At 45.9% G+C, this 15,220-nt stretch carries 12 protein-coding genes; 10 read left to right on the top strand and 2 right to left on the bottom strand.

The genetic code is table 11. The annotated features are described in order from the left end of the window. Window positions 1-18 precede the first annotated feature (18 nt). Genes ORJ01_RS01490 through ORJ01_RS01460 form a run of 7 tightly spaced genes read left to right on the top strand, consistent with a single transcriptional unit; the run spans window position 19 to window position 8,124 of the window. On the top strand, window positions 19-2,202 hold the full coding sequence (locus ORJ01_RS01490; protein ID WP_306176723.1) for an FAD-dependent oxidoreductase: 2,184 nt from the start codon (window positions 19-21) through the stop codon (window positions 2,200-2,202). Between the two features lie 4 nt (window positions 2,203-2,206). Next, window positions 2,207-3,001 (top strand): DUF547 domain-containing protein, encoded by a 795-nt coding sequence (locus ORJ01_RS01485; protein ID WP_306176722.1) that lies wholly within the window; start codon window positions 2,207-2,209, stop codon window positions 2,999-3,001. Beyond that, complete coding sequence (locus ORJ01_RS01480; protein WP_306176721.1) at window positions 2,985-4,286, top strand: ABC transporter substrate-binding protein; 1,302 nt, start codon at window positions 2,985-2,987, stop codon at window positions 4,284-4,286. Before ORJ01_RS01485 ends, ORJ01_RS01480 begins: the two co-directional genes overlap by 17 nt. Further along, window positions 4,283-6,007 (top strand): ABC transporter permease, encoded by a 1,725-nt coding sequence (locus ORJ01_RS01475; RefSeq protein WP_306176720.1) that lies wholly within the window; start codon window positions 4,283-4,285, stop codon window positions 6,005-6,007. The genes ORJ01_RS01480 and ORJ01_RS01475 overlap by 4 nt, the downstream gene beginning before the upstream one ends. 10 nt (window positions 6,008-6,017) lie before the next feature. Continuing rightward, a complete protein-coding gene (locus ORJ01_RS01470) occupies window positions 6,018-6,671 on the top strand; it encodes an ATP-binding cassette domain-containing protein (protein ID WP_306176719.1) in 654 nt (217 codons plus the stop codon). Beyond that, complete coding sequence (locus ORJ01_RS01465) at window positions 6,665-7,291, top strand: CDP-alcohol phosphatidyltransferase family protein (RefSeq protein ID WP_306176718.1); 627 nt, start codon at window positions 6,665-6,667, stop codon at window positions 7,289-7,291. The genes ORJ01_RS01470 and ORJ01_RS01465 overlap by 7 nt, the downstream gene beginning before the upstream one ends. A gap of 5 nt (window positions 7,292-7,296) precedes the next feature. Next, window positions 7,297-8,124 carry a sterol desaturase family protein gene (locus ORJ01_RS01460; protein WP_306176717.1) on the top strand — a complete coding sequence of 276 codons (828 nt, stop codon included), beginning with the start codon at window positions 7,297-7,299 and terminating at the stop codon, window positions 8,122-8,124. A 1-nt stretch (window position 8,125) separates the two neighbouring features. On the opposite strand, the gene ORJ01_RS01455 is transcribed toward ORJ01_RS01460, so the two are convergent. Continuing rightward, on the bottom strand, window positions 8,126-8,542 hold the full coding sequence (locus ORJ01_RS01455; RefSeq protein WP_306176716.1) for a hypothetical protein: 417 nt from the start codon (window positions 8,540-8,542) through the stop codon (window positions 8,126-8,128). Between the two features lie 134 nt (window positions 8,543-8,676). Between ORJ01_RS01455 and ORJ01_RS01450 the strand changes: the two genes are divergently transcribed. The 3 genes from ORJ01_RS01450 (at window position 8,677) to ORJ01_RS01440 (ending at window position 12,871) form a co-directional block, all read left to right on the top strand. Beyond that, complete coding sequence (locus ORJ01_RS01450; protein ID WP_306176715.1) at window positions 8,677-9,270, top strand: TetR/AcrR family transcriptional regulator; 594 nt, start codon at window positions 8,677-8,679, stop codon at window positions 9,268-9,270. 484 nt (window positions 9,271-9,754) lie between these two features. Next, window positions 9,755-10,216, top strand: coding sequence for a response regulator (locus ORJ01_RS01445; RefSeq protein WP_306176714.1), 462 nt, complete (start codon window positions 9,755-9,757; stop codon window positions 10,214-10,216). A 54-nt stretch (window positions 10,217-10,270) separates the two neighbouring features. Then, a complete protein-coding gene (locus ORJ01_RS01440; RefSeq protein ID WP_306176713.1) occupies window positions 10,271-12,871 on the top strand; it encodes an ATP-binding protein in 2,601 nt (866 codons plus the stop codon). Window positions 12,872-12,987: 116 nt separating this feature from the next. Here the strand turns inward: ORJ01_RS01440 and ORJ01_RS01435 are convergent, their stop codons facing one another. Beyond that, window positions 12,988-15,168: an EAL domain-containing protein gene (locus ORJ01_RS01435; RefSeq protein ID WP_306176712.1), complete on the bottom strand. Its 2,181-nt coding sequence runs from the start codon at window positions 15,166-15,168 to the stop codon at window positions 12,988-12,990. Window positions 15,169-15,220: the final 52 nt, after the last annotated feature.

Below are 15,220 nucleotides of genomic sequence, written 5' to 3'. Positions count from 1 at the left end.
AATTAATAAGTGGATTTTATGTTTAAAAAAATCGTGGTTTTACTGTTATTGCTGTTGCTTGCAGGCAGCTTTTTTTACTTCGACCTGCATCAACTGTTAACCTTTGCCGGTTTAAAGCAAGGGCTAACAGAATTTAGCCAGTGGTATCAAGCATCACCTTGGCTGGTCGCGGGTGGTTTTTTTCTATTTTATGTGCTGGTAACGGCGTTATCCTTACCGGGCGCCTTGATCTTGACTGTGGCATCTGGCGCCTTATTTGGCTTATGGCAAGGCTTGTTATTGGTGTCATTTGCCTCAAGTATCGGTGCCACCTTCGCCTTTTTGGTGGCGCGCTACATGCTACGCAGCACGCTGCAACAGAAATTCTCTAGCCGCTTAAAAGCCATTGATCAAGGCATTGAACGCGATGGCGCTTTTTATTTGTTTACTTTGCGATTAGTGCCTATTTTCCCGTTTTTTCTGATTAACATTTTAATGGGCTTAACGGCACTCAAAGCTGGCACTTTTTATTGGGTGAGCCAAGTGGGTATGCTAGCTGGGACCTTTGTTTATGTGAATGCGGGCACACAGTTGGCACAGCTGGATAGCTTAGCCGGTATTTTATCCATCAATATGCTGTTGTCGTTTGCCTTGTTAGGTTTGTTCCCTTGGTTTGCCAAAGGCTTGATTAAATTGATAAATCAGCGTCGCTTGTATGCGAAATGGCAAAAACCGAAGCAGTTTGATCGTAATCTGATCGTGATTGGTGCGGGTGCAGCGGGTTTAGTGAGCAGTTATATCGCCGCGGCCGTAAAAGCCAAAGTGACGTTAATTGAAGCGCATAAGATGGGGGGCGACTGCTTAAATTTTGGTTGTGTTCCGAGTAAAGCGTTAATTAAAAGCGCCAAGGTCGCACACACGCTGCGCCATGCTGAGCACTATGGCTTGGCCGCGACCGAGCCGTTGGCGGATGGTCAGGGTATGCTCGCGCCGTTTTCGTTTAAAAAAGTGATGGCACGCATTGAACAAGTTATTGCTGATATTGCACCGCATGATAGCGTAGAACGCTATACCAAGTTAGGGGTTGAGGTGCTGCAAGGTTATGGCAAGTTACTCGATCCTTGGACCGTGCAAATCACCCTTGCTGATGGCCGTGTACAGCAACTTACCGCGCGAAGCATTATCATTGCCGCCGGTGCTCAGCCGTTTGTACCGCCTTTGCCCGGTTTAAAAGAGCTGGGGTATTTAACCAGCGATACCATATGGCAGGCTTTAGCTGAACGTGATCAACCACCGGCAAAATTGGTCATTTTAGGCGGCGGCCCTATTGGTTGTGAGCTAGCACAAAGTTTTGCCAGGCTTGGCAGTAACGTGACGCAAGTCGAAATGGCCGAGCGAGTGATGATCAAAGAAGATCTCGAGATCAGTGATTTTGCCCACAACGCCCTGACCAGTAGTGGCGTTAAACTATTAACGTCGCACAAAGCATTACGCTGTGAAATACAAGGCGAGCAAAAATGCTTAATCGTTGAACATCAAGGCCAAGAAATCGCATTGCCATTTGACGAGTTAATTTGTGCTGTAGGCCGAACTGCGCGCTTAGACGGTTATGGTTTGCAAGAACTCGGTATTGAGACAACACGTACAGTACAAACCAACGACTATTTAGAAACCTTATTACCGAATATTTTTGCCGCAGGCGATATTGTTGGGCCTTATCAATTTACCCATGTTGCGGCCCATCAAGCATGGTATGCGGCAGTCAATGCGCTGTTTGGTCAGTTTAAAAAATTCAAAGTTGATTATCGTGTGATCCCTTGGACGACCTTTATCGATCCGGAAGTGGCGAGAGTAGGCATTAACGAGCAAGAAGCCAAAGAGCAGGGCATCGCTTATGAAGTGACACGCTTTGATATTGGTGAGTTAGATCGCGCCATTACCGATGGGGCAGCACATGGCTTAGTGAAAGTGCTGACCAAGCCGGGTAAAGATCAGATCTTAGGCGTCACCATTATTGCCGAGCATGCCGGTGATTTAATGGCCGAATTTGTTCTGGCCATGAAACACGGCTTAGGTTTAAACAAAATTCTGGGGACTATTCACAGTTATCCCACGTGGGCCGAAGCGAATAAATACGCCGCTGGCGAGTGGAAACGTGCCCATGCGCCTGCAACGATTTTAGCGCTGCTGCAAAAATACCATCACTGGCGCTTAAAAGGATAAGCGTATGCGTTTTGTAATACTTTTTTGGCTTCTGTGTTTTAGTTTACAAGTGCAAGCGCGCACCTTTGAGCATCAACCGCTGACTGAGTTGTTGCAGCAAACCGTTTCTACCTTGCCCGGCGGCCATGCCACCGCGGTAAATTACCGCTTGTTGCAACAACAGCAAGGGCAACTCGAGGCTTATTTAGCCTCGTTAAGCGCCGTAGATGCGGACATATTTAAACAATGGCCTGCAGCGGAGCGGTTAGCGTTTTTGCTCAATGCTTACAATGCGTGGACGCTGCAGCTGATTTTAACGGCGTATCCTAATGTCGACTCCATAAAAGACTTGGGCACGTTGTTTCAGTCGCCGTGGAAGAAACGGTTCATTCCGTTGTTAGGAAAAGATCGCTCCTTAGATGAGATTGAGCATGAATTGATCCGCGGCAGCGGTGATTTTAACGAGCCGCGTATTCATTTTGCCGTCAATTGTGCCAGTATCGGTTGTCCGGCGTTGCTTGAAGAAGCCTATAATGCGGCCACTTTAGAACAACAATTAGAGCAGCAAACGGTGCGTTTTCTGTCTGATCGCTCGCGCAATTTAGCCACTGACGGGCGCTTGCAGCTGTCGGCAATTTTTAAATGGTATAAAGAAGATTTTCAACAACCTTGGCGCGATAGCCGCAGCTTGGCGAGTTTTTTGTTGCGCTATGCTGATGCGTTACAACTGGATGAGCGCCAACAGCAGCAGTTAGCGGCAGACAGGCTACCGATTTCTTTTATGGATTATGATTGGCGGTTGAATGCAGTGGTGCAGTAACTTGGCTTGGCTTTGCCAAAGCTTGTGGCAAAGTAGTGTGTTGTTATGCGCCAGTCTGTCTTTGGCCCACGCTAGCGTAACAGTAACGGTAAATATAGACGTGGCTATTAAAAATAGCACCTCAGCGCACGCTAGCATGTCAGCGACTGCTGTTGCAGACAGTGCCGCCTGGCAGCAGGTCATCGCACAAGGTCAAAATCAACCTGTGTATTGGCATGCTTGGGGCGGCGATCCTCAGGTCAATCAGTATATTCAGTGGGTCGGCAAAGAAGTAGCAGCGCGTTATGGTATTCGTCTTACTCACGTCAAGCTTGCAGATACGGGTGAAGCGGTTAGCCGCATCTTAGCCGAAAAAGCCGCGAACAATTATCGCAATGGCAATGTTGATCTGATTTGGATCAACGGTGAAAACTTTGCCAGTTTACAACAGCGACAGCTACTGGAAGCCGATTGGGCTGAGCAGTTACCGAACTTTTACTATGTCAATGCCGACGAAAACCCGCAAATGCGCTTAGACTTTGGTTTGCCAACCTTAGGCATGGAAGCGCCTTGGGGCCAGGCGCAGTTAATTTTTTACTATAATAATCAGCTTCTTGCCTCAGCGCCACGTACGATGGCAGCATTGCTTGAATTCAGTCAGCAACAGCCAGGCCGTTTTACTTACCCTAGACCGCCTGATTTTTTAGGTGTGAGCTTTTTAAAGCAATTATTATTGGTGCTGAATCAGCAAGACCCATTATTGTATAAGCCAGTCACCGCCGCCAGCTTTGAACAAATGACCGCAGTCCTGTGGCCATATTTAGCCAAATTACATCCCAACTTATGGCGCCAAGGTCGGCATTTTCCGAGCAGCGGCAATGAATTAATGCGTTTGATCAGTGATGAAGAATTACAACTGGCGTTTAGCTTTGCGCCCTCCAGCATTCCTGCTGCGGTGCGCCGTTACGATCTGCCAAGTAGCACCCGTAGCTATGCTATGCAGGATGGCAGTTTAGCCAATGTGCATTTTGTGGCGATCCCGTTTAATGCCGCGCACAGCGCCGCGGCTAAGCTGGTGGCGAACTTTTTATTGTCGCCAGAAGCACAGTGGCATAAGCAGCAATTAGCAGTATGGGGGGATCGCACCGTCTTAGACAGCCGGTTGTTAAATTGGCATAGTACAACACAAACCGAGCCGGCTGCTTTGCCCTTAGAAAGCACGACTACAGCCTTAGCAGAGCCGCATCCGAGTTGGAGTAGGGCGCTTACCGCCGCTTGGTTAGCACGTTATGGGGTGCAACCATGAAACTGGGCCAGTCACTTTATGACTGGGGTATCAGGGTGGCGCCTTGGCTGCTATTCGCTCTGCTGGTCTTGCCGGTGTTAGGCGGTTTAATGGGTGTGTTGTTACCGGCCTTTGGTTGGTTGCCCACGCTGGGCTCTCAGCAGGTTAATTTACTGGCGTGGCAGCAATTGTGGCAACAGCCGGGTTTATCACAGATGGTCAGCCTAAGTGTAATAAGCGGGGTGTTAAGTAGCCTGTTGGCGTTGCTGGTGTGCCTGTTATTACTGGGCTGCTTTTATGGTAGCCGGGGGATGATGCTGCTACAGCGGATCTTTAGTCCGTTGTTAGCAATACCGCATGCCACGGCCGCGATTGCCATCGCATTTTTGCTCACCCCATCGGGGTTTTTTAGCCGGTTATTTGCTTTGCTCACCGGCTGGCAAACACCGCCAGATTGGTTACTTCCCAATGATGCTGCCGGCGTCAGTATTATGTTGGCGCTCTTTTTAAAAGAATTACCGTTTTTAATGATTATGTCACTGGCTGCTTTAGCAAATAGCACAGTGTTAACGCAGTTTCAGCTGGCGCAAAGCATGGGCTATCAGCGATTAACGGCCTTTTGCAAAGTGGTGTTACCGCAGCTTTATCCTAAATTACGCTTACCTATTTATGCCGTGTTAGCCTATGGGTGTGCCAATGTCGAAATCGCACAAATTGTGGGGCCATCAGGGCCATCAACACTCGCCGTGGCCATTGTACAGTGGTTTAATGATGTCGATTTACATCGCCGTTTTATGGCTTCGGCCGGTGCCGTATTACAATTAGCTGTGGTGTTAAGTGTACTGCTCGCTTGGTGGTGTGCCGAGCGTTTATTGGCTTGGGGCTTAGGCAGCCTGTTAAGTAATGGCCGCAGAAGTTATGCCGATGCTTTTTGGCAACGTTTAAGCCGGCTAATTTTAGGCCTCGTTGGCCTGACGTTAGTATTGGCGATGGGGGGCTTAATACTCTGGTCGCTGGCGGGTTATTGGTCTTATCCCGATTTAGTCCCGGACACCTTGCAACTCAGCCATTGGCTCACGGCACTGCCATTTATTCGTTTACCGTTGTTCAATGCCGTAGTCGTCGCATTTGCGGCCAGTGGTTTGGCCTTGCTGTTAACACTGGCCACCTTAGAAGCTGAGCAAGTGCGGCAAAAACCGCTCTCTTGGTTGAGCCAAAGTATTATTTATTTACCGTTGTTAGTGCCGGCAATCGCCTTTTTATTTGGGGTTGTTTGGTTACAAGAGCAACTGGGCATTGCCCCAGGTATGGGCACAGTGATCGCCAGTCACAGCTTATTTGTATTACCTTATGTATTTCTGGCGTTAGCGGGCAATTATCGTTTGCTGGATCCGCGCTGGGCAAGTGTCGCAGCAAGTTTGGGTTTATCGCCTGGCGCCGTGTTTATTCGCGTTAAATTGCCCTTATTGTTTAAACCGATTTTATTGGCCTTGGCTTTGGGCTTAGCAGTCAGTTTTGGTCAATATTTGCCCACACTGTTAACCGGTGCGGGCAGGGTTGCAACGCTAACCACCGAAGCCGTTGCTTTGGCCAATGGCGGTAGTCGCCGTTTGGTTGCGGTATATGCCTTATTACAAATGCTGTTACCTGCTTTGGCCTTCTTGCTAGCCTATTGGTGTAGCAAACTATTTTTTCAGCCTGGCACCAACACGCAAAGCAACGCCTCTGTTGCAGTAAAATGAGATAGGATTTATGAATAGCGGCACGCTTCAGATCAACGCTTTACAGTTAAGTCGTCAGCAGCAGCCTTTGCTGTCGCTTAGTACCGAGATCCATGCTGGAGAAGTACTGACGGTTATGGGCCCGTCGGGCAGTGGTAAATCGAGTTTACTGAATTGGCTGAGCGGTTTATTGGCGCCGCAGTTTAGCGCGTCTGGTCAAATAGTGTTAGATGGTAAAGACATCACTCACTTGCCGCCGCATCAACGGCATATGGGGTTGTTATTACAAGATCCGTTATTGTTTCCTCATCTGAATGTGGCGGAGAATATCGCTTTTGCCATGCCTAAAGCCATTAAAGGTGCACAGCGCCAAGCGCAGATCTTAGCGGCGTTAGACTCGGTGGGGTTAGCTGACATGGCATTGCGCAATCCGGCGAGTCTTTCGGGTGGGCAACAAGCGCGGGTGGCTTTGCTGCGCGTGATGCTAGCGCAGCCTAAAGCGTTATTATTAGATGAGCCTTTTAGCAAACTCGACAGCCGTTTGCGCCAAGAAGTACGCGAGTTAGTGTTTAACTTTATTCAGCTAGCGAAGATCCCTGCGCTGTTAGTCACCCATGATCAAGCTGATGTGCCTGCCGCTGGGCGGTTGATAAACCTAGCTGAAATGGAGGCCGCTACATGTTAGATGCTAAGATCACACCCTTGTTAAAACCGTTAATGCAGCCGCTGGTAAAACAGTTAGATCAGTGGAAAATAAGCCCTAATCAGTTAACCGTGCTGGGTTTTTTGTTCGGTATGTTGGCTTTACCCTTGCTAGCCTATCAAAACTATACTGCCGCCTTGCTCGTGATCTTGCTCAATCGCGTGGTGGATGGCTTAGATGGTGCCTTGGCGCGCTGGCAAAACAGCAGTACCGCTTCCGGTGGCTTTTTAGATATTAGTTTAGACTTTTTGTTTTATGCCGCCATACCTTTGGGTTTTGCTTTGGCTGATCCAACCGCCAATGCTTTAGCGGCTGCGGTGTTGTTGGCCAGCTTTATTGGTACAGGTTCTAGTTTTTTAGCCTTTGCTATCCCAGCAGAGCGTTATCAATTAGCCCGGCCACAATTTGCGAATAAAAGTTTTTACTATCTGCACGGTCTAACCGAAGGTACCGAAACCATTTTATTGTTTGTCGCTTTTTGTGTATGGCCGCAGCATTTTAGCTTACTGGCTTATTGCTTTGCTTTTGCCGCCGGTATCACCATCGTCACAAGAGTCATAGGCGGTTTTAAGACGCTAAGGCATTACGAGAAAGCGGAGTAAACAGCATGGCGCATGAAAATTATTATCGGCTAGGGGTATTTTTAGGCATGTTGTTGCTGATGATGCTGTGGGAAGCATTAGCGCCGGCCAGGCGCGATCCGGTAGGTCGTTCTTGGCGTTGGCGTACTAATTTGCTGCTAATGGTCTCTGGCACGCTGTTAATGCGTTTATTAGCGCCAATTAGCTTAGTGGCACTGGCGCAGGTCAATCAGCAGCAAAGTTTTGGCCTGTTGTATCTGTTCGCCATGCCGTATTGGCTAATGGTGTTGGTGAGCGTGCTTTTTTTAGATATGGCTATTTACTGGCAACACCGTTTATTTCACCGTATACCCCTGCTTTGGCGTTTACACCAAGTGCATCATGCCGATCCGCACATTGATAGCACCAGTGGCTTGCGCTTTCATCCACTAGAAATTCTGCTCAGTTACTTTATTAAGTTGCTCTTGGTATTTTTACTGGGCGTACCGGCGCTTGCGGTGCTGCTATTTGAAATTATTTTAAATGCCAGCGCGATTTTTAATCACAGCAATATTCGTTTACCGGCGATGATTGAGCGGCCACTGCGTTGGTTCATCGTGACGCAGCAAATGCATCGTATTCATCACAGTCAGCGTGTTGTTGAAACCAACAGTAATTACGGCTTTAATTTATCCGTTTGGGATCGTTTGTTTGGCAGTTATTGTGAAAAAGCACGGAAAAGCGATGCGCAATTAGATATTGGTTTGGTGCAATATCTGAAACCTGAGCAAAATACCGGTTTAGCTTTCCTACTCAGCTTACCGTTTCGCCTTGTTAAAGACACAACTCGAAACGATAAACCGGTTAAGAGATAATTTATTTACCCAGGGTAAATTTAGTGTCGGCATCTCGAAGCAGATACAAGGCTAAACAAGCGGCTAACATGGGCCACGCTGCAAAGAATAGCAGGTTATTAAAGCCGTCTAAGTATTGTGCATAACTTGAGAAAGTTGAACCACTGTGCATCAGTAAAATAATGCCGTAGGTAATACGCTTCTTAAAACCGACCACAAATGCTAATACTAAGATCAGCTGCAATACGCCAAGAACGGTAAAAATATCGGCAGTTAAACCGGGCAAAGCATAAAATTTGCCAAACACGGCAGCGCTGTGTGCCGGGTTGACAAATTTGTCTAGCGTCCACATGAACATGACAATAAATACGCCTAAGCGCAGTGACAATAAAGACCATTGTAATCTTGGCTGCAAGGATCTGAGGTTTTGTTCTGACATCTTGGCTCCTAGTTTGATATCGTAAGTTGGCGAGAGAGTAAATGTTAATTTACTTGGTAACGCAGGCGAGGTACTATAAAGCAAGTTGAGCAAGTGTTCAAAATTATTTTTTACCTGTTTAAGACGAGGGCAAGATGGCCAATTCGATAAAATTTGACCGCGCCGAGGTGATCAGCAAAGCGCAACAATTGTTTTGGCAGCGCGGTTTTAATGGAACCTCGATGCGAGATCTGTTGGATGCGGTAAATTTACGACCAGGCAGCTTGTACGCCAGTTTTGGTGATAAAGAAAGCGTGTATCACGAAGCATTATTACATTATGCAGAAAAAGGGCAGCAGGCCTTTGCATCAGCACAGGCGCAACATCAGTCGGCGCTGGAAACGTTAAAACAGTTTGTCCGTTCGCAAGTGCTCGGTTCGCAGCATGAACCAAGCCAAGTGTGTATGTTAGTAAAAACAGTAGCCGAATTAAGCGCAGAAGGCTCGGCCTTAGCTGAATTGGCTAAAACGCTATTGCAAAATATTGAATTCGCTTTTAAAACATTACTTGAGCAGGCGGTTGCAGAGGGCGCTGCGCTTTCTGCGCCACCTGAACGTTTAAGCCGCACTTTACAGGCGCAAATTATTGGTCTTAAAACCTATGCTCAGCTCAAACCCGAGCCTGCTGTGTTAGAGGCTATGGTAGACGACATCTTAGCGGGTATTGAAAAACCACCAGCTGTAAAGTAAACCGCTGCGTGTTGCTGTTTGCCCGAGTCTGCCGCCACAATTTGTTCGCCTGAAGATTATTTAGGCTATAGTTACGTTTGGCATGGTGCCAGTTAGGGGCACAATTTTTTAGCTCGCTGACGGGATTTAGCACCTAAAACGAGTTATCCATTTGCCTATTATTAGTAACTCAGCCAAAAAACTGGCTGCAACGCCTTTGTCGATATGGTGTGCTGATGTAAATACTTACGCTGCAAAGCAGCCACTTTTGACAACATCAATAACTATGACAGTGCAACGATGTTTTTCACAGATCATTAATTGATTCAGTGTATTACCTGTTGCTAGTGACATAGCCGCTGAATAAGGGGTTTATCAATCACTACCGTGAAGTATTAGGGCGGCATAGGCAAATTTATACTATAAAAAAGTTTGCATGAACTTGGGCAGTGGCGGTTAACTTTTTAGCATTTTATTTATAAAGGACAAGCATAAGCTTAATCACATGGATAAAAAACGCGCGATGACATCTCCTGATACAACTTCGGATAATGCCGTGGCTGCAGTAACAGCATCGACGGCATTGGCAACAGACTCCTTACGTTTTGTTTTAGTAGATGATGAAGTGCAATTCATTGAAACCTTCGCCAAGTTACTGCATCATCAAGGTCACGTAGTTAATATTTTTCACAGTGGTTCTGCTGCTTTGCAGTTTCTAGCTAAACAGTCGTATGAGATTGATGTATTAGTTACCGACTATGAAATGCCTTACATGGATGGGTTCAGTTTAACTCAGCGCATCCGTTCGCTTGGAGTAAAGGCGTTGATAGCCGTTATGACGGCTTTTGCGCAAGAGGATGATGAAGCCAAGTTCTTGCAAGCAGGCGCTGATGTTGTTCTGATTAAACCCATTAAAGTCGCGCAATTTTTAGCTAAGGTCGCAGAGCGCAGGCAATTGGGTAATTAAAGCCTCAATTTGCTGATGCAGCGTTTCTTCTTGTTTTAACTGAATAGGCTGTATATGGACAAGCTTGAAACAGTAACCTTATCAAATTGCGAACAAGAACCCATTCATATTCCAGGGGCTATTCAACCCTTCGCTTGGTTATTTATTGTCGATGAGGATCAAATAATCCAAGGCGTATCTGATAATTTTTTGCAACAGATGCAGCTGAACACAGAGCAGGTGCTAGCACAAAAATTTACCGACGTAGCGTGTTTTCAGCAGGTCAACTTAGACACGCTAAAGTCGTTAAATCAAATATTACATGTTAATCAACAGTCATATCATTTTCGCAGTCAGGCTCTAATTGATAAACCCCACTGGCAAGCGGTAGAAATAGAAGCGGTTGTTGCAACCTCGGGCAGTAGCCAAGATGCCCAAAGCCAAGCACAACATATTATTGCTCAGCTATTACCTTGTAAAAGCAGTTCTGATTTATTTAATACTTTGTTGGTGATGCTGCGTGATTATATTGGTTTTGATCGCTGCATGGTTTATCAGTTTGATGAACAATGGAATGGCTCGGTAGTGGCCGAAGCAAAAAGCCCGGAGCTGGACTCTTTTTTAGGCTTACATTTCCCCGCATCAGATATTCCAATTCAAGCGCGAGTCCTTTATCAAAAAAAGTTAACGCGGTTAATTGCCGATGTAAACTATACCCCAGTACCCCTGTTGCTGGTGCCAACTGTTGATTTTGCCATTGATATGACAGACATTGATGCTCGGGCGATCTCAGCGAGGCATATCCAATATTTACAAAATATGGGTGTACAAGCCACTTTAGTGATCTCACTCATTGTAAATGGCAAGCTGTGGGGCTTAGTGGCGTGTCATCATTATAGTGGTGCGCATTATTTGAACCATGAGACACGGTTGTCCTGCGAAACCATTGCCTTAATGAGTGCGTTGTTTATTGAACGCATAGAAGCCAAAGTGCTGTTTAATAAAAACCGCACCTTGCGCCGAGCGTTAACCATCGGGGATATTCAAAAATTTATCGATAACCCTAAGGCCCATCAGCACATTTCTAGCAAGATTTTAGCGTTAACACGGGCGGATGGGGGAGCTTGGTTTGATGGTACTCAGCTAAGAGGTTTTGGCAGCAGTTTAACCACAGAAGCGTTTTTAGCATTACAAGCCACATTACAATCTAACCCTGATACTGTGATCTTTATTGATTCACTGAATGCTTTACTGCCGCCAGAGCAGCGACAAACCGATGTCGCTGGGGTGTGTGTCATCCGATTAATCGCTGAAGATCCCTGTGTTGAACAAGCACCTTGTTTGCTGTTATGTCGTAAAGAAGCCATCACACAGATTAATTGGGCGGGTAATCCCTACGAGAAAACCCTCGCTGATGCGCAGCAACAGCCCCATTTATCGCCAAGACGCTCTTTCTCCGTGTGGACAGAGGAGATGAAAGATCGCTGTGAAAATTGGACCTGGCTGGATAAATCGCTGATTGAAGAGTTGCAAGTTTTACTGCTAGAAGCGCACTTATTACAAATTAAATTGCAACGTCATCATGAGTTAAAAGTGATTGCCGATGGCAGTGATATTGGCGTTTGGAGCTTAGATATCGAGTCTGGTACCTTGTATTGGAGCGATCGGATGTTCGAGATTTATGGTGTCGATGCCGAGCATTTTGATGGTCAGTACCAGAGTTGGAGTGCCTGTATTGTTGAAAGCGACATAGAAAATACGCGACTCGCGTTTGAGCGTGCGATACACCAGCAACAAACCTTTCAACATTCCTTTCGGATTAATCATCCGAAAAAAGGCATTCGTACTATTCGGGCGCATGCTGATATGTTGTTAGCAGAGAATGGTTTAGTAAGAAAAGTGATTGGTACCAATGTGGATATCACTGAAGAAATTGCTAAAAATAAGGCTATTCAGCTGTCATTAGATGTTTCAACCAAGCAAGCCCGCTTGGTGTCGTTAGGGGAACTTGCCGCAACCATCGGCCATGAAATTAATAACCCATTAGCGATTATTTTATCCAGTTTAGAATTACAACAAATTGCATTTGAAGAGACCCCCCCTGCCATAGCGGATGCTATGGAAACCAATAAGCGAGCCATGACCGCTGCCGAACGTATCATGAAAATCGTCTCAGGATTAAATAGCTTATCGCGAAACTCGCCGCCAGAAAATAAACAGGTGCAATGCGATTTACCTGCGGTGGTGCAAGAGGTGGCAGAAATGATGGATCAATTACTACATAAAAACGGCGTGGTGATCCAAGCCACGATTACGGCGACGGAGCACTGCGCCGCCATCGATACCACAGCCATCCAACAAGTGCTGATTAACCTGATTAACAATGCCAAAGATGCGATGGCGGGATATGCCGAAAAACTCATCCGTTTAACGCATTGGCATGATGAGCATTATGCCTACGTTGCGGTGCAGGATCATGGTACCGGTATTACTGATGAAACGAAGGCCCGTTTGTTCACGCCATTTTTCACTACGAAAAAACGCGGTGAAGGCACCGGTTTAGGGCTTTCAATTGTACGCTCATTATTAGTTGAAGTGAAAGGCGACATTTTGCTTGAGACAAGCTTAGGGCAGGGTACCACCTTTACGGTAAAAATTCCGCTGTGTGGTCAATAACGGCTGCGGTTATCGGGTACCGCTCGTTATATCGCATGTATTAGGGTTAAATGTATCCAGCGCTTTGACCGATCAAGCGAGTTTTCATGTCTGTTTAATGTGTTAAGCTTTGAGCATTAATCAGGGGTTAATAAGCGATTAGCTTTACTCTCAGAGTTAATATGCATCATAACATCGGCTTTGTGATACAGCTGCTGTAAAGTCATGGGTTTTGCAGCATTTGAGATAGCCGAGCCATAAGAAAATGCAATGGCAGGTAATTTAGCCGAGTTATGTTTTTTAAAACCAATGGTATCGCGTAGCCTTTGAATAAGCTGTTCTACATCGATGTCATGATTACTGATCATGACCACGATAAACTCGTCCAAGCCTAAACGGGCAATTAAATCTGACTCACGAAAAGTCGATTTTAAATCGTTAGCGAACTCTTGCAGTACTTCTTCACCCGTGAGGCGACCGTATTGCTGATTAATGTCGTTAAAGCCATTTAAATCAAAATACAGCATTAAATAAGTTAAGCCTTCTTTACGGCACAACTCGTTTAGCAGCATCGCCCGTTTCTCAAAAGATTTGCGATCCATCAACCCAGTGATCGGATCCGCATGCGAATTTGCTGATTCTTGCAACTCAATAGTGACTAATTCAGCTAAGCTTTTTAGCAGTGCGCTGTCTTTTGCGGAGAATTCTCTCGGTTTATTGTCGATAATGCAAAGTGTGCCTAAGGATTCTCCTTCAGATACCGTAACCGGGTAACCGGCGTAGAAACGAATATGGGGAGAGCCTGTGACTAAGCTATTGCCCTTAAAGCGTTCGTCTTGTTGCGCATCTGGCACAATAAAAGTATGTTGCTCACGGATGGTATGATCACAAAAGGCCACTGAGCGAGGCGTTTCTTTTAAATCAGTACCTTTGCGAGATTTAAACCATTGTCTGTTTGTATCGATCAACGAAAATACACTGACCGGCACGTTAAATAAACGGGCTGCGAGACGGGTGATCCGATCGAAGCGCTCTTCTTCGGGCGAATCCAGTAATTCATAGGCTTTTAAAATGGCGATCCGCTTCTCTTCCGAGGCCTGAGTATTGTGTTCAATCCATGCTGTCACTTGGTCTGCCGCCATGGGCCTGGCAATAAAGTAGCCTTGGGCATTATCGGCATTCATTCTTTTTAGCAATGCCAGTGTAGCCTCATCTTCAATGCCTTCGGCGGTAACTTTTAAACCTAAGCGGTGCGCTAGTTCAATGGTGGCATTGATGACTATTTTTGATTCTTCCGCATCTAAAGCCGTCATGGTAAAAGATCGGTCAATTTTTAATTCGGAAAAGGGCAAGCGCACTAATTGCAGCATTGACGAAAACCCGGTACCAAAGTCATCAATAGATAACCTGAACCCTTTTAAACGTAGCCGAGTGAGAAGATCCATCGATAATATAGGATCTTCCATTGCCGCTGTTTCAGTCAGTTCTAAGATCACATGGCTCGGGCTAATATTGAGTTCCGCGCACAGGTTGGCTAATTCCGACACCATGTGGTTTTGTTGTAATGAGCAAGCAGAGATATTTAGAGACAGCGTGAGTTTGTTTTTGTGTTCTTTGCTCAGCAACGTGCAATGCTGCATCAGTTCGCTGAACCAGGTAAGCGCTTGTTTAAAGATGAGTAAGGTTAAAGCGTCAATTAGGTTGTGGTTTTCTGCTATCTTGATAAATACATCAGGGCTAATAAACCCCAGCTCATCATCTTGCCAACGCGCCAATACCTCAAAGCCTTTAATTTGATGGGTTCGGCATTTGATAATGGGCTGCACAGCAAAGGTGATAATGTTGTGCTCAATGGCATGCATTAATTTATTTTTTATAGCGTTAACATCGTAGGCCTGTTGCTGCTGCAATACGTTTTTTAACGCATGTTTATTATCGTTGTGCAGCGGCTCGTGCAGCACATCGCGTATTTGTTTAACATAAAAAGGCTTGGGTAAAATACCGATAATATTTAACCCTCGCGCCTTGGCTGAACGAGCTGCCGCTTCGATTATGCGTTCACTGACACCACTACAGATAACAATTTTACTTTGATTGCCCTTATCGGCTAACGCATTCAGAATTTGTACGCCATCCATCGTCGGCATATTCAAATCTATTATAATGTTATTAGGAGGCCAGTTATCTAACAGGTTTTGGAAAGTCAGGTAATCCGTGGTATATCGAACAGTAAAACCGTCTTTTTTAGCCACATCGGCTATGGTTTTGCAGATTAATTCGTCATCGTCGAGAATCAATAATCTTTTTTCAATCCGCATAACGGCCTTTTATTTTAATCAGATTTAAAGAATGCAATGAGAGTATGTATTC

The organism is Alishewanella sp. SMS8 (assembly GCF_030737935.1).
In the GTDB taxonomy this organism is placed as follows: Bacteria; Pseudomonadota; Gammaproteobacteria; order Enterobacterales; family Alteromonadaceae; genus Alishewanella; species Alishewanella maricola.
This window is presented reverse-complemented; position numbering and strand designations above follow the sequence as displayed.